Consider the following 22,185-nt stretch of genomic DNA (forward strand, 5'->3'; position numbering starts at 1 on the left):
GGTGCGGTGCCGAGCGGGGCTACGGGAGCGGAATGGTGAGCGTGCCCGTCTCGGGCGGCGGCTCGATGGAGCGTCCCTTGAGGTCGGGCATCCAGCGCAGGGTGGCGACGGCGAGGATCGCGCACACGGCGAGCAGACCCGCCGAAACGATGATGGCTCCGCGGGCGCCCCCGATGTCGATGGCGACGCCGGCGAGCGCCGAGCCGGTGGCCACGCCCACGAGCGTGCCGGTGCCGATCCAGCCGTACGCCTCGGCCGTCTCCGAGAACCGCACCGTCGAGCTGACGATGTTCGAGATCGCCGCGAACGTGGGCGCGGTGCCCATGCCGCCGATGAAGAGCACGGCGCAGAGCCACCAGATGTTCAGGCTGACGAGGCAGGCCGCGGTGCCCGCCAGCACGAGCACGATGCGGAGCGCCGGCGACCACGGGCGCATCTCGCGATGCCCGATGAGCAGGCCGCCGACCAGGGAGCCGCCGGCGAAGATCGCGAGCACCACGCCCGATTCGATGCTGCCGTGGCCGCCGTCGGGGCCGGCGAAGGCGGCGACGATCCCCGCTTCGATGGCGGCGAACGAGGCGACGAAGAAGAAGCTGAGGATGGTGCCGATGACGACGGTGGGGTAGCGGAGCACCGCGCCGAGGCCGCGCTTCGAGGGGAGCAGCTTCACCTTGCCGAGGGCCGGGCTCGAGATGAACCAGGCGCCGCCGAGCAGCATGAAGGCGGCCGCGACGCCGAGGCCGGCGGCCGTGCTGAACTGCGACGTGACGAACACCGCGACCACCGGGCCGATCACCCAGATGATCTCCTGCGCCGCGGCGTCGAGGGAGAAGAGCGCCTGCAGCTGCTTCCCGGGCACGAGCTTCGGGTACATGGTGCGCACGGCGGGGGTGATGGGCGGCGTCGTCAGCCCGACGAGCAGCGCGATCGCCGTGACGACCGGCAGCGGCAGGTGCACGACGGCGATCACGACGAGCAGCACCGAGCAGGCGATCGAGGTCGCGGTGAGCACGGGGCGCATGCCCCACTTGCCCATCAACCGGCTGCTCAGCGGGCCGGAGACCGCCTGACCGACGCTCTGCGATGCGAGCACGATGCCGGCCGAGGTGTAGTCGCCGTACGCCAGCTGGATGTGGAGCAGCACGATGATCGACAGCATCCCGAAGGGGAAGCGCGCCATGAGCTGCGACCCGAGCACGCGGAACACGCCGGGATTGCTCCCCAGATCACGATACAAGCCCATCAGACGAGTATATGCGTGGTATCGGCCATATTCGAGTCGGCATTCCACTGATTCGCGCGTATTCTTCGTGAAGATCGAGCGAATCCGGGGTGTCGGCCGTGCGGCGCGCGTCGCGCAGGGGATCCAGCTCGCGCGTCGCGCAGGGGATCCGGCTCGCGCGTCGTCCAGGGGGTTTCGGCCGCGCGTCGCGCAGGAGATCCGGCGCTGCGCGGAGGCGATCCCGGCGCGGCGTCCGCGCGACGCCGAATCTCCTGCGCGAACGCGGTCGAGCAGCAGCGGGAGGGGATGCAGCACTGCCGGGCGGAGCGTCGAACGACGGCTCCGCCCGGCAGCCTCACCTCCGGGAGTGCGTGCGGGTCAGCGGCTCGTGCTGCTCGTGGAGTAGACGGTGCCGCCCGAGCTCTGCGCGCGCCGGCCCGACCGACGGCGACCGCCCTCGGCGCCCGAGCCGGAACCCTGGCGCGACTGGCCGCCCTGGCCGCCCTGCTGGCCGCGACCGCCCTGGCCGCTCGCCTGCGCCTGACCGCCCTGACCGCCCTGGCCGCCGCGGCGCTGGCCGCCGCCGCCCTGCCCGCCGGCGCCCGGGTTCGCCGAGCGGCGCGACTGGCCGTCGCCCGCCTGACGCTGCCCGGCGCCCGCCGATCCCGCACCGCGACCGCGGCCGCCGCGCGAGCGCTTGCGCTTGGCGTTCGCACCCGTACTCGACCCCTCGCCGGCGGGGGCGTGGCCCGCCGCGCGCTGCTGAGCGACCTGCGCGGCCGCCCGCTTGCGCTCGGTCTCGCGCGGATCGACGCGGGGAGCGAGCTCGCCGATGAGCGCGAGCACCTCGGGGTCGATGTTCGCGGCGCTCGGGTTCACCGGGCGCGGCGTGACGCGGATCTTGGCGGCGCGCATGATCTGGCGCATCTCGCCGCGCTGCTCGGGGAGCACCAGCGTGACGACGTCGCCCTCGTTGCCCGCGCGGGCGGTGCGGCCCGATCGGTGCAGGTACGCCTTGTGCTCGACGGGCGGGTCGATGTGCACGACGAGGTCGACGCCGTCGACGTGCACGCCGCGAGCCGCGACGTCGGTGGCGACGAGCACGCGCGCCTCGCCGCTGACGAACTCGGCGAGGTTGCGGTCGCGCGCGTTCTGCGACAGGTTGCCCTGCAGCTCGACCGCGGGGATGCCGGCGGCGGTGAGCTGCTTGGCGAGCTTCTTCGCCTGGTGCTTCATGCGCGTGAAGAAGATGCGGCGGGCGGTGCCCGAGGCGAGCGCCTCGATGAGCGCGTCCTTCTGCTCCTTGCCCGCGACCTCGAAGACGTGGTGGGTGAGCTGCGGCACGGGCGACTCGGCGGAGTCGACGGAGTGCAGGATCGGGTTGTGCAGGTACTTCTTCACGATGTTGTCCACGCCGTTGTCGAGCGTCGCGCTGAAGAGCAGGCGCTGGCCCTGCTTGGGCGTGGCGTTGAGAATGCGCGTGACGACGGGCAGGAAGCCCATGTCGGCCATGTGGTCGGCCTCGTCGAGCACGGTGATCTCCACCGAGCCGAGATCGACGAGTCGCTGCTTCATGAGGTCGTCGAGGCGGCCGGGGGCTGCGACGACGATGTCGACGCCGCCCTCGAGCGCGACCTCCTGGCGGCGCTGCGGCACGCCGCCGAAGATGGTCGTCACCTTGACGCCCATCGGGTCGGCCAGCATCTTCAGCGTCTCGGCGATCTGCGTGACGAGTTCGCGGGTCGGTGCGAGCACGATGGCGCGCGGGCGGCTCGGGCGGCGCTTCCGGGCGGCGTCGTCGGCGAGGTTCGCGACGAGGGGGATGCCGAAGGCGATGGTCTTGCCGGAGCCGGTGCGCCCGCGGCCGAGCACGTCGCGGCCGGCGAGCGTGTCGGGGAGGGTGTCGCGCTGGATCGGGAAGGGCGCCGCCTTGCCGTTCTTGGCGAGGGCGTCGGCGATGGGGGCGGGGACCCCGAGCTCCTGGAAGGAGGGCGTCGGGGCGGTGGTCTGTTCGGTCACGGGGACCTTTCGTGCATGGGCGCGAGCCGTGGTCGAGCCCCGAGCGCACGGCTCTGGCGGGCATGACACGCGGCGTCGCGGCCGAATCGGCGAGTGCGCGGTTGCGCATCCGTTCGCCGCAGAGAGTCGGAGGCTCGGCGAGTCGAGGTTTCGACCGCCGCCTGCTGAGCATCAGCGACGCACGAGCCGGCTCGGCCGACTCGCAACGACCAGCTTAGCGGGTCGGGCTGGGAGCGCCGCGCGACGCGACTTTTCTCCGGTGCGGAAATCCGGGCGATCTTTCGGGCGTTTTCTGACGGGAGCGCGCCGACGGGCGCACGTCGTCTGCCAGCATGAGCGCATGGGACGGATCACGATACGCGATTTCCACGACGACGACCTCGATGCGGTGGTGCGCCTGTGGTGGGAGGCGCACTCCTCGTCGGAGCAGCCCGTGTACTCGCTCGCCGAGGTCACGGCGTCGTGCCGCGAGGATCACGCGGTCGTGGCGGTGCGCGACGAGCACGTGGTGGCGGCGGCGGTCGGGCGCGCGGCGCACGCGCAGGGCTGGATCGTGTTCTTCGGGGTCGAGGAGGAGGCGCGCAGCGACAACACCTCGGGCGCCCTGCTCGACGCCCTGGAGCGGAAGATGGCGCCGCTCGGCCTGGGCACGCTCTCCGTGCTCACGCCCGAGAGCAGCCGCATCGATCTGCTCACCTCGAACGGCTTCCAGCTGCAGCACAATCTGCGCTACCTCGAACGGCAGATGCCCGTGCAGCGACGCGAGCTCGAGCTGCTGAAGGACCTGGGCGGTCGGATCCTGCCCCGCCATCTGTGGGAGCAGGTCGCCGGCATGCGGCACGAGAAGCGGCTGCTCGAGGAGCGGCTCGTGACGCCGCTCGCGCAGCCCGATCTCGCCGACCGCTACGGCGTCGTACCGCCGCACGCGGTGATGCTGTTCGGGCCTCCGGGCACGGGCAAGACGACGTTCGCGAAGGCGGTGGCGTCGCGCCTCGACTGGCCGTTCATCGAGGTCTTCCCGTCTCGGCTCGGCGACGGAGCGACGAGCATGGCCTCGTCGCTGCGCGCCGTCTTCGAGCAGATCGCCGAGCTCGAGCACGGCGTCGTGTTCATCGACGAGGTCGAGGAGATCGCGTCGCAGCGCAGCGACCCGCCCACGCCGACGCAGGGAGTCACCAATGAGCTGCTCAAGGTCGTCGCCGACTTCCGCGACCGGGAGGGCATGCTGCTCGTGTGCGCGACGAACTTCGTGCGCGCGCTCGACGCGGCGTTCCTGCGGCACGGGCGCTTCGACTACGTGCTGCCGATCGGGCTCCCCGATGCCGAGGCGCGCGAAGCGATCTGGCGCCGCTACGTGCCGTCGAGCGTCTCCGCGGCGATCGACTTCGCGCAGCTCGTGCGCGTCAGCGAGGGGCTCACCCCGGCCGACATCGAGTACGCGGCGCGGCGGGCCTCGCAGGATGCGCTCGCCCGCGTGCTCCGGGGCGGGGAGGACGCGGCCGTCGCCGCCGCATCCGCATCGTCGCGCACGGATCTCACGACCGACGACTACCTGTCGGCGCTCTCGGTGACGCGCGCCACGGTGTCGGAGGAGCAGCAGGACGCGTTCCTCGAAGACATCGAGTCGCTCGCACGCCTGTAGCGGGCGTCCGCCGTGCGGAGCCCGGGGCGTCCGACGTGCGATGTCGGAGGCGCCCGGTAGCGTCGGAGGTGCCCGGTAGCGTCGGGCGAGTCGGCGGAGGTCGCCGTGAACGAGAGGAGCCCGCATGTTCGTGCAGGATCGCGCCGACGGCGCCGGGCAGCGCATCGTCACCAGCGCGAGCGACCTCACGGCGGCGAGCCGTTGCGAATTCGCGTTCCTGAGACGGCTCGACGCGAAGCTCGGACGCGACGTCTCGGTGCCCCCCGACGACGACCCGATGCTGCGGCGCGCGGCGCGGCTCGGGGACGCGCACGAGGAGCGCGTACTCGCCGCGTACGTCGACCGGTTCGGCGCGGGCGAGGCGGGTGCGCCCGGAGGCGTGGTCTCCGTGCCCAGGCCGCAGTCCATGTCGGCCGACGACCTCGGGGTCGTCGCGTTCGAGACGGTGACCGCCCTCGCGGGCGGGGCGGAGGTCGTGTTCCAGGCGACCTTCTTCGACCCGCAGCAGCGCGCCGCGAGCGGCGGCGACCCCGAGATCGGATTCGTCGGGTTCGCCGACTTCCTGCGGCGCCGCCCCGACGGCCGCTACGAGGTGCAGGACACGAAGCTCGCGCGTCGCGCGAAGGTGACCGCCGTGATGCAGCTCGCCGCGTACGCCGAGCAGCTCGAGCGCGTCGGCGTTCCCGTCTCGGAGACGGCGGTGCTGATCCTCGGCGACGGCGCGCAGTCGCGGCATCGCCTCTCCGACATCGCACCCGTGTTCCGCGCCCGCCGCGCCCGTCTGCACGCGCTCATCGTCGACCGGTTCCGCGCCGCCGGCGACGACGGCGTGCGCGCGCACGCAGAGGCCGTCGCCTGGGGTGCTGCGGGCATCGTCGCCTGCGGGCGGTGCGAGGTGTGCGCGTCCGAGGTGGAGCGCACCCGCGACCCGCTGCTCATCGCCGGCATCCGCGCGGCGCAGCGCGACGCGCTCGTCGAGGCGGGTCTGCACACGCTCGACCGCGTCGCCGACAGCCTCGGCGCCGCCCGATCGGGCGCGCTGCAGGTCCCCGGCATCGCCGCACCGGTGCTGGAGCGGCTGGCCGAGCAGGCGCAGCTGCAGCAGCGCGGGGACGCGGCCGATGGGGGATCGGCGCCGCCGTTCCTCGTCACGCGGCCCGAAGCGCTCGCGGCGATTCCCGCGCCCGACGCGGGGGACCTGTTCTTCGATTTCGAGGGCGACCCGCTGTTCCGCGCACCGGGCCCCGACGACACCGCCCGGTGGGGCATCGACTACCTCTTCGGCATGGTCGACGCCGAGGAGCGGTTCACCGCGATCTGGGCGCACGATCTCGCCGCCGAGCGCCGCGCACTCGAGGAGTTCCTCGCGCTCGTCGCCGAGCGGCGGCGGCGCTTCCCCGCGATGAAGATCTACCACTACGCGGCCTACGAGCGCACGCACCTCGCCTCCATCGCGGCGCGCCACGGAGTCGGAGAGGCGGAGGTCGATGCGCTGCTCCGCGAGCACGTGCTCGTCGACCTGTACCCGATCGTGCGCGCCGCGCTGCGGGTCGGCACCCGCTCGTACTCGATCAAGAAGCTCGAACCGCTGTACATGGGCGCCGAGCTGCGCGATGCCGACGGCGTGACGAGCGGCGAGCAGTCGGTGACGGAGTACGCCGAGGCGAGCGCGCAGCTCGCCTCGGACGATCCCGCGGCGCAGTCCGAGGGGCGGCGCCGGATGGAGGCGATCGGCGAGTACAACCGGTACGACTGCGTCTCGACGCTCCGACTACGCGACTGGCTGCTGCGGCTGGCGCGGCAGCACGGCATCGCGCCGTTCCCGCCCGAGCAGGCGGCGCCGGAGCAGGCCGGCGGGCCGCGGCTCGAGCTCAGCCGCACGAGCGCCGAGCTCGCTGCGCACGCCGCACGGTTCGCCGAGCTCGACCGGGCCGATGATCGGGCTGCGGCAGCCATCGCCGCGAGCGCGATCGACTATCACGAGCGCGAGCAGAAGTCGTTCTGGTGGGCGCACTTCGCGCGGCTGATCGACCCCGTCGAGGACTGGGCCGACACGAGGGACGTGCTGGTCGTCGACCCGCGGGCGAGCCGCGTCGAGGCGGAGTGGCACACGCCTCCGCGTGCGCGCGCCGAGCGGCGACTCGTGCGGCTCGGGGGAGAGCCCGCCCCCGGGTCGCGCTTCCGGCCCGACGGGGAGGCGTTCGCCCTCTACCCGCATCCGGCGCCGTTTCCGCAGTACGGCTCAGCGCCCGGATCCCGCGGCGCGCGACCGGTCAGGATCGTCGAAGCGCGCGACGACGGGGCCACCGTCCAGGAGACGCTGCCGCCGCGCGCCGACCACTACGCGCAGCTGCCGATCGCGCTGACGCCGGGCCCTCCGCCGCGCGCCGGAGCGCAGAAGGGCGCGATCGAGGAGTGGGGGTCGGCGCTCGCCCGGTCGCTCGATCGCGGAGCGTTCCCCGCCGACCCCGCCGTCGACCTGCTGCGCCGGGAACCGCCGCGCCTCGCGGGCGATGCGGCTCTCGTCGCCCCGGCGTCCGACGCGGCCCTCGCAGCGGGCGGCGGCGATGCCGACGCTCGACGCATCGGAGCGGTGATCGCCTCCCTGCGTCGACTCGACCGGTCGGCGCTCGCAGTGCAGGGGCCGCCCGGAACGGGCAAGACCTATCTCGCCGCGCGGGTCATCCGTCGGCTCGTCGAGGAGGACGGCTGGGTCGTGGGCGTCGTCGCGCAGTCGCACCGCGTCGTCGAGAACGTGCTCTCGGGTGTCGTGCGCGCGGGTCTCGCCCCCGCCCGGGTCGGCAAGGCCGCCCAGCGCGGGGCCGACCCTGCCGAAACCGCAACGGCGCCCTACACGGTGCTGCGCAGCGGCGGGCAGGCGGCCTTCCTCACGGGCCACGAGCGCGCGGGGCGCGGCGCCGTGATCGGGGGGACGGCCTGGGACTTCAGCAACCCCGAGCGCATCGGGCGGCACCAGCTCGACCTGCTCGTCGTCGATGAAGCCGGCCAGTTCTCGCTCGCCCCGACCATCGCGGCCTCGGTCGCCGCGCGCCGCGTACTGCTGCTCGGCGACCCGCAGCAGCTGCCGCAGGTCTCGCAGGGGTCGCACCCGGAGCCCGTCGACACCTCGGCGCTCGGGTGGCTGCTCGGCGCGCACGAGACGATCCCGGAGCACCTCGGCTACTTCCTCGCCGAGACGCGGCGCATGCGCCCCGAGCTCGCGGACGTGGTCTCCGAACTGGCGTACGAGGGGCGGCTCCGCGCGCATCCGAGCACCGCCGAGCGCGAGGTCGTCGGCGCGGGCGCCCCGGGCCTCCACTGGCACGCCCTGACCCACTCGGGCAACGCGACGCACTCGGAGGAGGAGGCGCGGCACGTGGTGGAGGTGGTGCGCCGCTCCCTCCGCGGCGCGCTGCGCAGCCCTGGAGCGGCCGAACGTGCGCTGACGCCCGCCGACCTCATCGTCGTCGCGCCCTACAATGCCCAGGTCGAATGCGTCTCGCGCGAACTCGACCGCGCGGGGCTCGGAGCCGTGCGGGTCGGCACCGTCGACAAATTCCAGGGGCAGGAGGCGGTGATCGCGATCGTGACGCTCGCCGCGTCGAGCGCCGCCGAAGTGCCCCGGGGTCTCGAGTTCCTGCTCATGCGGAACCGGTTGAACGTCGCGATCAGCCGCGCGCAGTGGTCGGCGCACCTCGTCTCGTCGGATCGCCTCGGCGACGGACTCCCGACGACCACCGAGGGCGTCGCCGCTCTCTCGGGCTACCTGCGGCTTGTGGAACGCGCCCGCCCCGCTAACGTGGAGTCATGGTGAATCCCGGAGGACCCATCAAGACGCCGCCGTCACGTCCGCTGCCGCCGCCCGCCCGCGTCGGCGACGAGCCCGGCGGCAAACCCGGCGGCGAACCCGGAGGCGAACAGCGACGCGTGGCGGTGCCGCCCCGGGTGTCGCGCAGATCGGGCATCCCCGCCTTCGAGGTGATGCGGATCACCGACGAGATCGCGCGACGCCGGGCCGGCGGCCACGACGTCGTCTCGCTCTGCGCGGGCGAACCGAGCGCGCGCGCCGTTCCCGGAACGCTGCGGCCGGCCGGCTACACGGGCCCGCTCGGCACGGCGCCGCTGCGCGAGGCCGTCGCCGGGCACTACCGGCAGTGGTACGGAGTCGAGGTCGATCCGGCGTCGGTCGCGATCACCACCGGCTCGTCGGGGGCCTTCCAGCTCGCCTTCCTCGCCGCATTCGACCCGGGCGATCGCGTCGCGCTCGCGAGTCCCGGCTACCCCGCTTACCGCAACATCCTCACGGCGCTCGGCGTTCACGTCATCGAGATCCAGACCGGGCCGGCCACCCGGTACCAGCCGACGCCGGCGCTGCTCGACGCCGCCGTCGCGGAGCACGGCGAGCTCGCGGGGCTCGTACTCGCCTCGCCGGCGAATCCCACCGGAACGATGCTCGACCGCGCCGCCCTCGCCGCGCTGGTCGCCTGGTGCTCGCTGCGCGGCGTGCGCCTCGTGAGCGACGAGATCTACCACGGCATCACGTTCGGCGACGACGGGCAGGATCGCCGGGGCGTCACGGCGCGCGAGCTCGACCGCGAGGCCATCGTCATCAATTCGTTCTCGAAGTACTGGGGGATGACCGGCTGGCGGCTCGGCTGGGCGCTCCTGCCCGACTCCCTGGTCGCGCCGTTCGAGGCGCTCGCATCGAACTTCGCACTCTCGCCGCCCGCGCCCGCCCAGGAGCTCGCGCTCACCGCGTTCACGGACGAGTCGTACGCCGAGCGCGACGCGATCGTGACGGGGTTCGCCCGCGCGCGCAGGCTCATCCTCGACGCCGAGCCGTCGCTCGGATGGGGCATCGCCGCGCCCTCGGACGGTGCGTTCTACTACTACTCCGAGCTCGGGCCGCAGCTCGAGCGCTTCACCGACTCAGTCGACTACGCGCGTCGGCTGCTCGCCGAGGCCGATGTCGCCGTCGTGCCCGGAGTCGACTTCGACCCCGTCGCGGGATCCCGCGCGGTTCGGCTCTCCTACGCGGCAGGCGAGAGCGCCGTCGCGGAGGCGCTCGAGCGGATCGTGCGGTTCCAGAGCGCCGGATAGCGAAACGGGGCCCCTGCGCCGAGCGTGGTGGAGCGACGCCCAGCGCCCGGCCTCGCAGTGCGATCGGGTCGCGCCGGGCGAGGCCGGAAGCGGCCGGCGGTCAGCCGTCGATGCGGACGGGGGTGCCGGCGGCGACGCCGATTCTGCGCTGCAGGGCCTCGTCGACCGCCGGGGCGGCGGGATCGATGCCGAGCTGCTCGGCGGCATCGCGCGAGCCCGCGCCGAGCGCGAAGCCGACGACGCGCACGGATTCCGCGAGCGGCCCCTCGAGCGCGGCGACCGCGCGGGCGAGCGCGGATCGCGCGGCCTTCGCCAGCGCCGCCGCGTCGGGCTGCTCGTCGCGCAGCGGCACCTCGGCCCGCGCATAGGTGACGCCGTCGCCCGTGACGACCTCGCCGACGAGCTGCGCGCCCTCGCGGCGCACCGTCGCCTCGAGCTCGCTGCTCGTCGAGCCGGGCGTCTTCGTGGTGAAGGGGAGGGGAATGCCCGAAGGGGCGCCCCCGTCATCGTGATGATGATCGGGAGACGCCCCTCCGAAGGAGAACTTCAAATCCATGAGTTCCAGAGTACGCGCTCCGCGAGCCCCGGTTGCACCGCGAACGGAGAACCGGGCGCGCGGGCCGCGGCTCACGCGTTGGCGGCGAGCACCTCGTCGACGCTCGAGTAGGCGAGCTCGGGGAACGCGTCGGCGACGCCCTTGAAGGTGAGCACGCCGTCATGCGCGTTGAGGCCCTTGGCGAGCGACTCGTCGGCCTGCAGCGCCGCGACCCAGCCCTTGTCGGCGAGTGCGACGACGTAGGGGAGGGTGGCGTTGGTGAGCGCCGCGGTCGAGGTCTCGGGAACGGCGCCGGGCATGTTCGCCACGCAGTAGTAGATCGAGTTGTGCACCTGGAAGGTGGGGTCGTCGTGCGTGGTGGGGCGCGAGTTCTCGAAGCAGCCGCCCTGGTCGATGGCGATGTCGACGAGCACGGAGCCCGGCTTCATCTGCGCGACCATCTCGTCGGTGACGAGCTTCGGGGCCTTCTCGCCCGGGATGAGCACCGAGCCGATGACCAGGTCGGCGTCCTTGAGCGATTCGGTGATGTTGTGCGCGTTCGAGGTGCGCGTCTGGATGCGCCCGCCGAACTCGTCCTCGAGCTGCTTGAGGCGCGGGATCGAGATGTCGATCACGGTGACCTCGGCGCCCATGCCGAAGGCGATGCGAGCGGCCTGCTCGCCCGCCGCGCCGCCGCCGATGACGACGACCTTGCCGCGGCGCGTCGCGGTGACGCCGCCGAGCAGCACGCCGCGCCCGCCGTTCGCCTTCATGAGGGAGTACGCGCCGACCTGTGCGGAGAGGCGCCCGGCGACCTCCGACATGGGGGCGAGGAGCGGCAGCGCGCGGCCGGCCTGCACCGTCTCGTAGGCGATGGCGGTGGTGCCCGACTCGAGCACCTGCTCCGTGAGCGTCTTGTCGGCTGCGAGGTGGAGGTAGGTGAAGAGCACCTGGCCCTTGCGCAGCTTGTCGTACTCGGCCGCGATGGGCTCCTTGACCTTCAGGATCATGTCGGCCTGCGCCCACACGTCTTCGGCGCCCTCGACGATCTGCGCGCCCGCTGCGGCGTACTCGTCGTCGGTGATCGCCGAGCCGATGCCGGCGCCCGCCTGCACGAGCACCTCGTGCCCGCGACGGGTGAGCTCGACGACGCCGGCCTGCGTGATCGCGACGCGGTTCTCGTTGTTCTTGATTTCGGTGGGAATACCGACGCGCATGAGATGCTCCAATGGAATCTGCGTTGTACTGATGCGGTGCCGACTCGCGAACCTGCCGGATGCAGCGCGATCCATTGCGGTCGAACCTCTACAGTGTGCAGTATATTCGTCAGAGTTGCAGTTGCTCTGAATACTCTTCGGCGTGGAGAGTGGATGTGAGCGCGACATGAGTGAGAGGCGAGATAAAGTGGTCGAGACTTCGAAGATTCTGCGTGATGGCGCAGATCTCGACGATGTGGATCGCAAGATCGTCGACGAGCTGCAGGCGAACGGGCGCATCACCAACGCCGAGCTGGCCGAGCGGGTCGGCGTGGCGGCGTCGACCTGCATCGCGCGCGTGCGCAGCCTCGTCGCCCGGAAGATCATCACCGGCTTCACGGCGTCCGTCGACCCTCGGGCAATCGGTCTCGACCTGGAGGTGCTCGTCAGCGTCACCGTGCGGTCGGGGGCGCGGCAGCGGATCACGGAGCTCGCCGACGAGCTGCGCGGGCTGCCCGAGGTCATGCAGCTCTTCTTCCTCGGCGGCGTCGAGGACTTCATCATCCACCTCGCCGTGCGCGACTCCGACCACGTGCGCGACTTCGTCGTCGAGCACCTCTCGGCGCACCCCGCGATCTCGTCGACCCGCACGAGCATCGTGTTCAGCCACCATCAGAACCCGGTGCGCATGCAGGCGTGAGCGGTGCGCTTCAGTGCGCGAGGGGCGGCGTGATCCTCGTCTCCTGCGCGTCGAGCGCGAGCTCCGCGGCGCGCAGCGCCTGCGAGCTGTAGCGGCCGATCGCGCGCTCCTCGAGCAGCGCGTCGCGCTGCGCGTCGAGCACGGTGCGCGCGAGCCTGCGATAGCACGCCGCCTGGGTCTCCTGCGCGAACGCCCGCGTCGCGCCGGTGGAGACGGAGGGAAACACGAGCGGTGCGAGCGTGCTCTTCGCGGCCGCGCGCACCCGTTTCACCACGTCGTCGTCGGGCACGATCCGGCCGTCCTCCGCCTCCGCATCATTCTCGATCTCGTCCTCGAGCGCGGTGTCGGCCGCCTCGAGCAGATCGCGGCCGAGGGACTGGAGCTCGGCGGTGCGCGATCCGTTCGCCCCTTCGGGCCACAGCTTCGCGATCAGCAGCGGCAGCGTGAGCCCGTGCAGCAGCAGGGTGACGACGGCGACCGCGAAGGCGATCAGGATCAGCTGGGGGCGGTAGGGCACGTCTGTGGAGATCGACTGCGCGGCGGCGAGCGTGACGACGCCGCGCATGCCGCTCCACGACAGCAGCACGCCGTCGCGCCACCCGAGCTGCTGCTCGCGCTCGTGCGCGAGGTCGGCGCGGGAGCGCTGCTCCAGCAGTTCGAGCTTGCGCAGCCGCCGCTCGGTGGTCTCGGCGCGGCGGGCGCGCGTGAGGATGCGCGTGAACCCGTCGCTGCGCTGCTGGTACCGCCCCTGATCGCCGCGCATGCTCCAGATGAGCGGAACCATGAACAGGCCGCGCAGCAGGATGAGCACCGCCACGAGGCCGAGCGCGACGAGCGCGACGTGCTCGAGCTGCAGCTGGGTGTCGTCCACCTCGTCGAGGAGGGTATGCAGCTGGAGGCCCATGACGAGGAAGACGCCGTTCTCCAGGCCGAACTGCACAGTGCGCCAGTTGAGGCGCTCGTTCATGCGGGCCGTCGCCGAGAACCGCTTCGCGGCGTGGTGCCCGGTGTAGAGGCCGGTGACCACGACGGCGAGCACGCCCGATGCCCCGAGCTCCTCGGCGGGCATGAAGGCGACGAACGGCACCACGAACGAGATGATGGTGTCGTACACGGGATTGCGCAGCTTGGATCGGATCCAGACGGTGACCGCGCCCATCACGAGGCCGATGGCGATCGCGGCGATCACGGAGAAGCCGAAGGAGCCCGCCGCGTCCCAGAAGACGAAGCTGCCGGCGACGGCGGCGAGCGCGGTCTTCAGCAGCACGAGCGAGGTCGCATCGTTGACGAGGCTCTCGCCCTCGAGGATCGAGACGAGGCGCTCGGGCATGCCGAGCCGCTTGCCGATGGATGTCGCGGCGACCGCATCGGTCGGGCTGATGACGGCGCCGAGGGCGATGGCGGCGGGCAGCGGGATGGCGGGCACGGCCCAGTGGAGGATGAAGCCGATCGCGACGGCCGAGATGATCACGAGCAGCACGGAGAGGCCGACCACCGGGCGCAGATTCCTGCGGAAGTCCACGAGCGGCACGTTCACGGCCGCGGAGTACAGGAGGGGCGGCAGCACCCCGATGAGGATGATCTCGGGGTCGATCTCGACGGGCGGGACGAACGGCAGGTATCCCGCGCCGATGCCGACGATGACGAGGAGGAGGGGGGCCGCGACGCCGATCTTGCTGCCGAGGATCGACGTCCCGACGAGCACGACCACGGCGGCGACTGCGATCAGGCCGATTTCCATGCGTCGATTCTAGCGACGGGCCCGATGGGGCCCCGGCCCGCGCGAGCGCGCGACGCGGGCTCGGCGGGTCGCCGGGCGGGGCGTCGCACCGTTTCTCCTATTCGGCGAGCGCGACGTCTCCGGCGGCGACGCCGTGGAACGCCGCCCAGTCGCGGTTCGCGGCCGCGAGCGCGCCGAGGTCGATCCGCGCGCCCGGGAACGGCGCGACGTCGAGGCCGCCGGCGCGCGTGCGGCGCCGCTTCCAGGTGCCCACGACGACGCCGCGCTCGACGACGGTCGGCAGGAACATGCCGTTGCGGCCGGGCACGATGCGGGCGAAGTGCTCGGGGTCGAGCTGCGGCGAGCGCTCGGAGTAGCCCAGCAGGTGCTCGTCGAAGGCCGCGAGGAGCCTCCACTCCGGGAGGGGGGCGTCGCGGGTCGCTCCGAGCAGCCCCGGATCGACCCACAGCTTCCCGGCGGCCCCGAGCACCGTCTCGCCTGCGGCGTCGCGAGCGCGAACGGGGGCGAGCGCGCCGCTCTCCGCCGCCGCGGCGATGCCGATCCGGGCCTCTGCGACGGTGAGGCCGGTCCACCAGGCGAGATCCTTCTCCCGGAACGGCCCGCGGGCTGCGGCGTACCGCACCGCGAGCTCGTGCAGGGCCGCGTCGCCGGCGAGATCGCGGGAGGCCGTGATCCAGTGCTCCGTCGCGACGAGCAGGGGTTCGCCCCCGGGCCCGATCGGGCCGAATGCGGCGAGGCCGTTCTGGCAGATCCACCAGATGAGGTGGTACCGCCAGTTGGGCTGCCAGTCGATGCCCGCTTCCGTCCAGGTCGCGGCGAGTCGGTCGCGGTCCAGCCCGGCGGGGCCCGCGGCGGCGAGCGCGAGCAGCGACGTGTCGACGAGTCGGTCGAGCACCGCGTCGTCGATGCCGAGGAACGCCCGGCGCTTCGGGGCTCCCGCCAGCACGCGATGGTTGGTGGCGAGCTGCATCCAGCGGATGTCCTCCGCGGCGACGATGTGCACGGTGCCCCGCATGGGCCAGGAGCGCACGATGCGTCGGGAGTCGAACGCGGCCTCGACGTCGGCAGACGTCGTGCCGGGGGCGCGCACGCCGAGCGCCCACCGTGCGGACCGCCAGTCCTGGCCCTGCAGCGCGAGCATGCGCCGCGCGACGGCGGCGATGCGCTCCGCCCCGTCGTGAGCGGTGTCGTCGGTCGAGCTCCGGCCCCCCTCGGCCCCGTCGTGCCCCGCGAGGCCGAGGGCGCGCATCCGCATTCGGAGCACATCGTCGGGGGAGAGCGTCTCGTTCATGGCCCCAGTGTAGGCGGGGTCAGGCGTCCAACCCCGCGGCGAGTTCGCTCTCGAGCACTCGGCGCGCTTCGAGCATGACGCGGATGGACTCCTCCATCACCATTCGCCCCTCGGGGGCGATGACGCTCAGGGCGCCGAGGCACTCGTCGCCCTGCATGAGGGGCACGGCGATGACCTCGATCGCGTCGCCCATCCACACCGCCCGGTGCACGGAGTAGCCGCGCTCCCTGATCGCGGCCAGGTCGGCGAGGTGCGGCTCCCGCTCCGCGTCCGTCGCGTGGGGATCGAAGGCGAGGAGCACCTGGCCCGAGGTCGAGCTGAGCGGCAGCATCCGCTCGGCCTCGCGACGCACGGACAGGGAGCGCCTCGGCTCGATCCGCTCCACGATCAGCGCCGATTCGCCGTTGCGCACGGCGAACGAGATCGGCTCCTCGAGCTGCTCCACGAGGGCGCGCATGCGCCGCGACACGGCTTCGGGCACGCCCGCGTGCGCCGTCGCGAAGCGCCCGAACGCGGCGGCGCGGATCGAGAGACGGTATCTGCGCTGCGAGTCCTGCTGCAGCCACCCCGTGTGCACCAGCGTGGTCAGGTACTGGTGCGTGGCGGGCCGGCTCCACCCGAGCGCCTCCGCGATCTCGGAGAGCGCGATCGCGGCTCGGTCGAAGTGCATGAACTCCTCGAGCACGCGGATCGTCTTCTCGACGGACTGCAGGGTGGTCTGGCCGGACATTGCTCTCTCCGATCGGGCGCCGAGACTGCCGCTCGGCGCAAGGGCTGCTTCTCACTGTCGCCGAGATTTTCGGCGGCGCCCTCTTGACGCGCCGCTGAGGGCTGTTTACTGTTTTCAATATACCTGAATCATGATTAAAGAATACTTAATCCATTGATTCGGGGCTTTCGACGAATCAACGATGATTGGAGCGGATACGATGCGGAATCCCTACCTCGACGAGGCGTTCTCACCCGAACGGGTGATGGACCCGCGGAGCCTCGGGGCCCTGCAGCCGACGCGGCTGAGCGCATCGCGGAGCTTCCTCGCCCGGATGCTGCGGGAGGGATGGCGCATTCGCCGAGACCTGCTCGAACTCGACGCACGGGGCAACGGCGCGGCCCGCTACACGATCGAGACGCCTTCGGGAAGCATCACCTACGCCGCCTGGCTGAGCGAACCGCGGGGCGTCAACCGCACCGGCCGCATCATCGGATCGTCGTGGGACATGATCGGCACGCTCATCGACGGCGTCGCGAGCGACGACCAGATCGCCGCGTCCGCCGCGGAGCTGCCGAAGCTGTATGAGGGGCGCGCCCCGGAGGGCACGCTCATCTGGATGCGGTCGAACCAGAGCCTGCGCCTCTTCAAGCACGTGCGCGACTCGCTGGCCGCGGGCCAGCAGCCCGACGCCGCAGAGGTGAAGCGGGTGGGGTACCTGATGCGCAACACCGGCCTGGACGGCAACGGCACCTTCGGATCGGTGTCGTTCCCCGCCATCCCGGCCGGGCACCCCCTCGCCCTGTCGTACCACGCGCAGATGCTCTCGGCCTACCTGATGCGGGAGCTCTCCGTCGACGTGGTGGAGGAGCTCGCCCGCCTCGACGCCCCCGGCACCGCCGTCGGCCTCGCGCCCGAGGTGCGCCGGCACATCGGAGTCGGCAACGGCTCCGCGCTCGGCCTCGTGATGTTCGTCTACAACCGCCCGGCGCTCATCCACACCTACATGTCGCTCACCGTCGAGGCCGCCCGGCACGCGCTGGAGCTGCCGATCGAAGCGGGGGATCCGCGATTCGCGCGGCTCGAGGCGCTGCTCGACCGCACCATCCAGTACCGCGCCCTCGAAGACACCCAGTACCGCGTCTTCACGAACGGCAAGCAGCTCGCCGCCGACCTCCGCCGCATCCGCGCCGCCGTGCGCGCCGCTCGCCGCGGCGACATCGAGCGGGCCTCGGGGGAGACCCCGCTCGCCGCAGCGCACCGGTTCGTCAATGGCCGGGTGTCGCCCGAGGCGCTCAGCACGTTCCACACCCTCCTGATCGAGCTCGACCCCGACTTCGCCGACGCGCTGGTGCAGGATCGCCTGAACTTCGATGAGACCCTCGACCTCGACCCGCAGCTGCCGGCATCGGAGGTGCGTGAGGCGCTGCTCGACACCTTCGGCTGGGCGTTCCGGATGCCGCTCAACGACGCCGAGCACCGCGACCGGGTGTGGTACCAGTCGCGGGCCGCCGAGGAGCCCCGCTCCGGCCCCGCGGAGGAGGTGCCCGGCGCGCACGAGGTGATCCCGAACTATCCCACGCGGGCGCGGGAGCTGCTCGCAGCGCTCGACGCCGTCGACCCGCTCACGCCCATCGGATCCGTCATCGCCGCCCGGCCCGCGCTCGAGCACATGGCGCGATCGGCGGTCGCGCTGCGCGAGATGCCGTACGCCGTGCCGCACGCCGATCCCCACGACATCGACTTCGTACCGGTCTGGCTCGTGCGACTCATGAACTCCTGCATCCACGGCCTCGACCGCACCGAGGACTTCCTGAACCGCTCCGTGCTCGGCCTCATCTACGACGGAGCCCCGTTCCGCGACGAACTCGCCACGGCCCACGCCGACGAGTGGTGGTGGAACTACCGCCCGGCCGTGACGGAGGACCCCGCAGCTGCGACCCCGGGATCCGCAGCGCCCGCGCTCTCCCCGAAGGTGAGCGCCATCGTCGCGCCGCGGCACGACCCCGCGGAGCGGATCACGATGAAGTTCCGCGAGCTGCGGCTCGCCGGAGGGCGGGCGATGCAGGCGCTCGAGGTGCCGGAGGGGTCGTGGCACGGCGCCCGCGACTTCTTCGTCACCGCGCTGATCGCTGACCCGGCGGCGATCACGGGGTTCGCGGGCGCGCTGGCGCGCGAGCTCGACGAGGCGGGCCGGGCCCGCGAGTGGCGGGCCCCCGCGGCGGAGCTCGCCGACGGCGCGCTCGTCATCGACTGCCACGGCGCGAGCCTGCACACCGTGGGCCACGTACTCGTGCACCGGATCGCCGCAGCCGTCGCCGACTCCGCCCGAGACGTGCGCCTCGTCGACCTCCGGCCCGACGGCGCAGAGCCCGGCCTCGCCCTCGCCCTCGCACGCATCGGCGTCGACTGGGAACCGGTGCGCGCCGAGGAGGGCCGCTACCGCGCCCGGCGGAGCGCTGATCCGGAGGCGGCGCGCGCCCGCTTCGACGACGGCTTCGCCGCGCTGCTGCGCGAGGGAATCGAGGTGCCCGCGCAGCAGTGGTGGGACGTCTACTACCCGGGGAATGCGGGCCTCTACCCCGACACGCCCCTCTCGCGGCAGCACACCGGCACGGTGAAGGACGTCTACGTGCCCGGCCAGCAGCTCACGCGGCTCTTCGACCCCGCGGAGGTCGCCAACTCGTCCGACCCGAACCGCGACACCGACCACTACATCCCGCTCACCACCGCCCACCACGCGTCCGTCTGAAGGAGACCGATGATCTACGTCGACAGCCTGCTCTGCTCACCGCTCGAGACCGAGCGCCCCGGCAACCGCCCCTCCCTCGAGGAGGTGGCGGCCGGAGGGCTCGGAGCGATCACCGTCACCGTCGGGTTCTGGGAGGACGCCACCGAATCCATGGACCAGATCGTGAAGTGGCGCAACATGGCGGAGGACAACGCCGACCTCGTCGAGATCGCCTACCGCGCCGACGACATCCGGCGCATCGCGGAATCCGGTCGCACCGCCATCATCCTGGGCTTCCAGAACGTATCGTTCCTGCAGGGCCGCCTCGGCTACGTCGAGCTGTTCGCCCGCATGGGCACGCGCGTCGGGCAGCTCACCTACAACATCCAGAACGACCTCGGGGGCAGCTGCTACGAGCCGCACGACAGCGGGCTCTCCCGGTACGGGCGGTACGTCGTGCAGGAGATGAACCGCTGCGGCATGGTCATCGACCTGTCGCACGTCGGCGAGCAGACGACGCTCGACGCCATCGAGGCATCCGGCGAACCCGTCGCCATCACGCACGCGAACCCTGCCTCGCTCGCCCCGCACCCCCGCAACAAGTCGGATCGGGTACTCGATGCACTGCGCGAACGCGACGGCATGATCGGCGTCTCGGTGTACCGCAACCTCGTCGGGGAGTACACGACCCCGCAGCGGTGGTCCGAACTCGTCGCGTGGACGGTCGACCGGGTCGGCATCGAGCGCGTCGGCATCGGCACCGACCTCGACCAGAACGGCGGCTTCGCGTACGTCGAATGGATGCGGCAGGGGCGCTGGGCGCGCGAGATCCAATACGGCGCGTCGGGGCCGTCCGCACCGGGGCCCACCCCGCCGCTCGACTGGTTCAGCACCCCCGCGCAGTTCCCGAACGCCGAGGTGTGCCTGCGCGAGCGCGGCTTCGCCGAGGCGGAGGTCGCCGCGATCATGGGCGAGAACTGGCTGCGCTTCTACGACACCGTCTTCCGAGAGCTCTAGGCCGAGAGGAACCGAACCCATGGCTGTCATCGATACGTCAACGACGACGTACACCGGTTCCACCCTGCGCCCGTTCCTCAACGCGGAGCGGATCGTCAAGCGCTTCGGCGAGCATCGCGCCATCGACGATGTCTCCCTGGCCGTCGGCCGCGGGGAGGTGATCTCCGTCATCGGCCCGTCGGGCGCCGGCAAGAGCACCTTCCTCAGATGCCTCAACCTGCTCGAACTGCCCGACTCGGGTGCGCTCTCCATCGGCGACGAGGAGATCGAGTTCGCGGAGGGGAGCCCACCGGCGCGGGCGCAGGTCGCGCGCCTGCGACGGCAGGCCGGAATGGTGTTCCAGTCCTTCAACCTCTTCCCGCACCTCACCGCCGCGCAGAATATCGAGCTCGCGCAGAAGCGGGTGCTCGGCCGCAGCGCCGACGAGGCCCGTGACCGAGCGCGATCCCTGCTCGACCGCGTCGGGCTCGCGGCGAAGGCCGACGCCTACCCGAGCCAGTGCTCGGGCGGGCAGCAGCAGCGCATCGCCATCGCGCGAGCGCTCGCGATGGATCCCGAGCTCATGCTCTTCGACGAGCCGACCTCGGGGCTCGACCCCGAGGTCGGCGCCGAGATCCTCACCGTCATGCGCGAGCTCGCGGATTCGGGCATGACCATGCTGATCGCGACGCACGAGATGGAGTTCGCGCGCCACGTCTCGAACCGCGTCATCGTGATGGTCGACGGAGCCATCGTCGAGCAGGGGCAGCCCGAGCAGATCATGACGGAGCCGAAGAGCCCGCGCGTGGGCCGCTTCCTCTCCGCGGTGCTGGGGCGCTGAGATGGGCGACGCACTGCTCGCCATCGCGCTCGCCGCAGGCATGACGATCCTCCTCACCGCCGTGTCGGGGGCGATCGGGATCGTGCTCGGCGCCCCCGTCATGCTGCTCTCGCGAAGCCGGTTCGCCCCGCTGCGCGCGCTCTACTGGGGCTTCGTGCACATCGTGCGCGGCGTGCCGACGCTCGTGTGGCTCTTCATCGTCTTCTTCGGGATCACGCAGCTCGGCATCACCCTGGGCGCGGTGACCTCGGCGCTCATCACGCTCAGCGTCATCGCGGTCGCGAGCATGGCCGAGATCTACCGCGGCGGGCTGAACGCCATCAAGCCGGGCCAGTGGGAGGCCAGCGCGGCGCTCGGTCTCGGCCGCTTCGCGACCGCCAAGGACGTGCTCTACCCGCAGCTCTTCCGCGCGGTCTCGCCGACGGTCGCGACCTATCTCGTCGGCCTCATCAAGGAATCGGCGCTCGCCTCGACCATCGGCGTCGCCGAGATCACCTTCGTCGCCGGGCTGCAGGTGCAGTACTTCGGCGAGGGCCTCACCTTCTTCGCATTCGCGGGCCTGATGTACCTCGCGCTCAGCGTTCCGCTCGGAGCCCTGTCGCGCGGCGTGCACGCCCGCTTGACCCGGAGGTACGCCGTACTATGAACGACTTCTCCTGGCTCTGGGATTGGCCGACGCACATCTCCGCGCTGCTGCCCGGCCTGGGCGTGGCCATCATGCTCACCGTCGTCTCCTGCGTGATCGGGTACCCGCTCGGGTTCTTCCTGGCCGTCCTCTCCGAGTCGCGCAGCCGATGGATCCGCTGGACGACGATCGCGGTCGTCGAGACCGGACGCGGGCTGCCCGCGCTCGTGCTGCTGTACATCGTGTACCGCGGCCTGCCGCAGCTCGGCGTGCTCATCGACGCGATCCCCTCGGCGGTCATCGCGCTCACCATCACGGCCGCCGCCTACTCCGCCGAGATGATCCGCGCGAGCATCTCGGCGCTCCCGCACGGGCAGACCGACGCCGCCGATGCGCTGGGGCTCGGACGCGCCGACCGGTTCCGGTACATCATCCTGCCCCAGGCGGCGCGCATCTCGATCCCGCCGCTCGTGAACCTGACCATCACCATGTTCCACATCACCTCGCTCGCGAGCGTGATCACCGTCGCCGAGATCATGCACGCCGCATACCTCAGCGGGGCGATCAACTGGCGGTATATGTCGGTGTACCTCGCAGCGGCGTTCGTCTACGCCGTCATCGCGATCCCGGGCGCCGTCATGGCGGGCCGGCTCGAGCAGCGGCTCGGGGGCGGGAAGCCGCCCCGACGCAAGCGGCGAGCGCTGCGCGGCGCCGGTGCGCCCGGCCCCGTCGTCTCGCCCGCGGTGACGCGAGAGCACGCACCGGCGTGATCCGCGCGCTCCACGTCCGCCCCCGTACCGCCCACCCCTCGACCGAACGCACACCCACACCCATCAG

16 protein-coding genes are annotated in these 22,185 nt (G+C 72.0%); 9 read left to right on the forward strand and 7 right to left on the reverse strand.

What is annotated here, in order from left to right; all coding sequences use genetic code 11:
• Positions 1 to 19 precede the first annotated feature (19 nt).
• Together BLT44_RS08810 and BLT44_RS08815 are read right to left on the reverse strand one after the other, a co-directional pair.
• Complete coding sequence (locus BLT44_RS08810) at positions 20 to 1,243, reverse strand: MFS transporter (protein WP_029608367.1); 1,224 nt, start codon at positions 1,241 to 1,243, stop codon at positions 20 to 22.
• 357 nt (positions 1,244 to 1,600) lie between these two features.
• Positions 1,601 to 3,241 carry a DEAD/DEAH box helicase gene (locus BLT44_RS08815; protein WP_074690145.1) on the reverse strand — a complete coding sequence of 547 codons (1,641 nt, stop codon included), beginning with the start codon at positions 3,239 to 3,241 and terminating at the stop codon, positions 1,601 to 1,603.
• A 340-nt stretch (positions 3,242 to 3,581) separates the two neighbouring features.
• Between BLT44_RS08815 and BLT44_RS08820 the strand changes: the two genes are divergently transcribed.
• From BLT44_RS08820 to BLT44_RS08830, 3 genes are all read left to right on the forward strand, one after another.
• Positions 3,582 to 4,883 (forward strand): ATP-binding protein, encoded by a 1,302-nt coding sequence (locus tag BLT44_RS08820; RefSeq protein ID WP_010157483.1) that lies wholly within the window; start codon positions 3,582 to 3,584, stop codon positions 4,881 to 4,883.
• 124 nt (positions 4,884 to 5,007) lie between these two features.
• Positions 5,008 to 8,697: a TM0106 family RecB-like putative nuclease gene (locus BLT44_RS08825; RefSeq protein WP_010157482.1), complete on the forward strand. Its 3,690-nt coding sequence runs from the start codon at positions 5,008 to 5,010 to the stop codon at positions 8,695 to 8,697.
• Positions 8,691 to 9,983: a pyridoxal phosphate-dependent aminotransferase gene (locus tag BLT44_RS08830; RefSeq protein ID WP_010157481.1), complete on the forward strand. Its 1,293-nt coding sequence runs from the start codon at positions 8,691 to 8,693 to the stop codon at positions 9,981 to 9,983. The genes BLT44_RS08825 and BLT44_RS08830 overlap by 7 nt, the downstream gene beginning before the upstream one ends.
• Positions 9,984 to 10,083: 100 nt before the next feature.
• On the opposite strand, the gene BLT44_RS08835 is transcribed toward BLT44_RS08830, so the two are convergent.
• Positions 10,084 to 10,539: a hypothetical protein gene (locus BLT44_RS08835; RefSeq protein WP_074690147.1), complete on the reverse strand. Its 456-nt coding sequence runs from the start codon at positions 10,537 to 10,539 to the stop codon at positions 10,084 to 10,086.
• A gap of 71 nt (positions 10,540 to 10,610) precedes the next feature.
• Positions 10,611 to 11,735, reverse strand: a complete 1,125-nt coding sequence (gene ald / locus BLT44_RS08840) for an alanine dehydrogenase (RefSeq protein ID WP_010157478.1) — start codon at positions 11,733 to 11,735, stop codon at positions 10,611 to 10,613.
• A 187-nt stretch (positions 11,736 to 11,922) separates the two neighbouring features.
• Here ald and BLT44_RS08845 point away from each other — a divergent pair, with 187 nt between their 5' ends.
• Positions 11,923 to 12,414 carry an Lrp/AsnC family transcriptional regulator gene (locus tag BLT44_RS08845; protein WP_010157477.1) on the forward strand — a complete coding sequence of 164 codons (492 nt, stop codon included), beginning with the start codon at positions 11,923 to 11,925 and terminating at the stop codon, positions 12,412 to 12,414.
• Between the two features lie 10 nt (positions 12,415 to 12,424).
• On the opposite strand, the gene BLT44_RS08850 is transcribed toward BLT44_RS08845, so the two are convergent.
• The 3 genes from BLT44_RS08850 to BLT44_RS08860 form a co-directional block, all read right to left on the reverse strand.
• Entirely contained in the window at positions 12,425 to 14,155 is a 1,731-nt protein-coding gene (locus BLT44_RS08850) for a cation:proton antiporter (RefSeq protein WP_010157476.1), read from the reverse strand.
• A gap of 97 nt (positions 14,156 to 14,252) precedes the next feature.
• A complete protein-coding gene (locus BLT44_RS08855; protein WP_010157475.1) occupies positions 14,253 to 15,446 on the reverse strand; it encodes a winged helix DNA-binding domain-containing protein in 1,194 nt (397 codons plus the stop codon).
• A 19-nt stretch (positions 15,447 to 15,465) separates the two neighbouring features.
• Positions 15,466 to 16,176, reverse strand: coding sequence for an IclR family transcriptional regulator (locus tag BLT44_RS08860; protein ID WP_010157474.1), 711 nt, complete (start codon positions 16,174 to 16,176; stop codon positions 15,466 to 15,468).
• Positions 16,177 to 16,375: 199 nt separating this feature from the next.
• Here BLT44_RS08860 and BLT44_RS08865 point away from each other — a divergent pair, with 199 nt between their 5' ends.
• Genes BLT44_RS08865 through BLT44_RS08885 form a run of 5 tightly spaced genes read left to right on the forward strand, consistent with a single transcriptional unit; the run spans position 16,376 to position 22,118 of the window.
• On the forward strand, positions 16,376 to 18,907 hold the full coding sequence (locus tag BLT44_RS08865) for a hypothetical protein (RefSeq protein ID WP_010157473.1): 2,532 nt from the start codon (positions 16,376 to 16,378) through the stop codon (positions 18,905 to 18,907).
• A 9-nt stretch (positions 18,908 to 18,916) separates the two neighbouring features.
• The gene (locus tag BLT44_RS08870; protein ID WP_010157472.1) at positions 18,917 to 19,903 is read left to right on the forward strand and encodes a dipeptidase; all 987 of its coding nucleotides are present in this window, start codon (positions 18,917 to 18,919) and stop codon (positions 19,901 to 19,903) included.
• Positions 19,904 to 19,922: 19 nt separating this feature from the next.
• Positions 19,923 to 20,723 (forward strand): amino acid ABC transporter ATP-binding protein, encoded by an 801-nt coding sequence (locus BLT44_RS08875; RefSeq protein WP_010157471.1) that lies wholly within the window; start codon positions 19,923 to 19,925, stop codon positions 20,721 to 20,723.
• Position 20,724: 1 nt separating this feature from the next.
• A complete protein-coding gene (locus tag BLT44_RS08880) occupies positions 20,725 to 21,369 on the forward strand; it encodes an amino acid ABC transporter permease (protein ID WP_010157470.1) in 645 nt (214 codons plus the stop codon).
• Positions 21,366 to 22,118 carry an amino acid ABC transporter permease gene (locus BLT44_RS08885; protein WP_010157469.1) on the forward strand — a complete coding sequence of 251 codons (753 nt, stop codon included), beginning with the start codon at positions 21,366 to 21,368 and terminating at the stop codon, positions 22,116 to 22,118. Before BLT44_RS08880 ends, BLT44_RS08885 begins: the two co-directional genes overlap by 4 nt.
• Positions 22,119 to 22,185 lie beyond the last annotated feature (67 nt).

Origin of the sequence: Leucobacter chromiiresistens, from assembly GCF_900102345.1 — a bacterium.
Classification (GTDB): domain Bacteria; phylum Actinomycetota; class Actinomycetes; order Actinomycetales; family Microbacteriaceae; genus Leucobacter; species Leucobacter chromiiresistens.

Bases quoted from the DNA above. Each gene is read 5' to 3' on its own strand.
- BLT44_RS08810 (WP_029608367.1), bottom strand. From the start codon at position 1,243: ATGGGCTTGTATCGTGATCTGGGGAGCAATCCCGGCGTGTTCCGCGTG.
- BLT44_RS08820 (WP_010157483.1), top strand. From the start codon at position 3,582: ATGGGACGGATCACGATACGCGATTTCCACGACGACGACCTCGATGCG.
- BLT44_RS08825 (WP_010157482.1), top strand. From the start codon at position 5,008: ATGTTCGTGCAGGATCGCGCCGACGGCGCCGGGCAGCGCATCGTCACC.
- BLT44_RS08830 (WP_010157481.1), top strand. From the start codon at position 8,691: ATGGTGAATCCCGGAGGACCCATCAAGACGCCGCCGTCACGTCCGCTG.
- BLT44_RS08835 (WP_074690147.1), bottom strand. From the start codon at position 10,539: ATGGATTTGAAGTTCTCCTTCGGAGGGGCGTCTCCCGATCATCATCAC.
- ald (WP_010157478.1), bottom strand. From the start codon at position 11,735: ATGCGCGTCGGTATTCCCACCGAAATCAAGAACAACGAGAACCGCGTC.
- BLT44_RS08850 (WP_010157476.1), bottom strand. From the start codon at position 14,155: ATGGAAATCGGCCTGATCGCAGTCGCCGCCGTGGTCGTGCTCGTCGGG.
- BLT44_RS08855 (WP_010157475.1), bottom strand. From the start codon at position 15,446: ATGAACGAGACGCTCTCCCCCGACGATGTGCTCCGAATGCGGATGCGC.
- BLT44_RS08860 (WP_010157474.1), bottom strand. From the start codon at position 16,176: ATGTCCGGCCAGACCACCCTGCAGTCCGTCGAGAAGACGATCCGCGTG.
- BLT44_RS08865 (WP_010157473.1), top strand. From the start codon at position 16,376: ATGCGGAATCCCTACCTCGACGAGGCGTTCTCACCCGAACGGGTGATG.
- BLT44_RS08870 (WP_010157472.1), top strand. From the start codon at position 18,917: ATGATCTACGTCGACAGCCTGCTCTGCTCACCGCTCGAGACCGAGCGC.
- BLT44_RS08875 (WP_010157471.1), top strand. From the start codon at position 19,923: ATGGCTGTCATCGATACGTCAACGACGACGTACACCGGTTCCACCCTG.
- BLT44_RS08880 (WP_010157470.1), top strand. From the start codon at position 20,725: ATGGGCGACGCACTGCTCGCCATCGCGCTCGCCGCAGGCATGACGATC.
- BLT44_RS08885 (WP_010157469.1), top strand. From the start codon at position 21,366: ATGAACGACTTCTCCTGGCTCTGGGATTGGCCGACGCACATCTCCGCG.